This is a genomic window from Curtobacterium flaccumfaciens UCD-AKU, assembly GCF_000349565.1.
Taxonomy (GTDB): domain Bacteria; phylum Actinomycetota; class Actinomycetes; order Actinomycetales; family Microbacteriaceae; genus Curtobacterium; species Curtobacterium poinsettiae.
This window is the reverse complement of sequence record NZ_KB714625.1, coordinates 9,606-9,961: the sequence shown is the minus strand read 5'-3', so window position 1 is coordinate 9,961 and position 356 is coordinate 9,606. Positions and strand designations below refer to the sequence as shown.

Below are 356 nucleotides of genomic sequence, written 5' to 3'. Positions count from 1 at the left end.
GTCCCTGACGATCGTGAAGTCCGTCGCCCTGTTCCTCGGCCTGGCGCTGATGGTCTGGTACCTGTCACGCGACTTCGGCACCGGCACCTCGTTCGTGTTCTTCATCGTGCTGGTCGTGCTGATGAACTTCGTGCTCAAGCGCACCCGCTGGGGCCGTTCGGTCTTCGCGGTCGGCGGCAACGTCGAGGCTGCACGGCGCTCCGGCATCCGGGTGAACCGCATCTACATCTCGGTGTTCATGCTGACCTCGCTCTTCGCCACCGTCGGCGGCATCCTCGCCGCCGCCCGCCTCAACTCGGCGAGCCTGTCGTCCGGTGCCGGCGACACGAACCTCAACGCGATCGCCGCCGCGGTCA

The 356-nt window shown here is 66.9% G+C and carries 1 protein-coding gene; it reads left to right on the top strand.

The window, feature by feature from the left end:
- Nucleotides 1-356 (top strand): ABC transporter permease subunit (locus H489_RS0119310; RefSeq protein WP_413813398.1); only part of this gene is annotated, 356 nt, incomplete at both ends.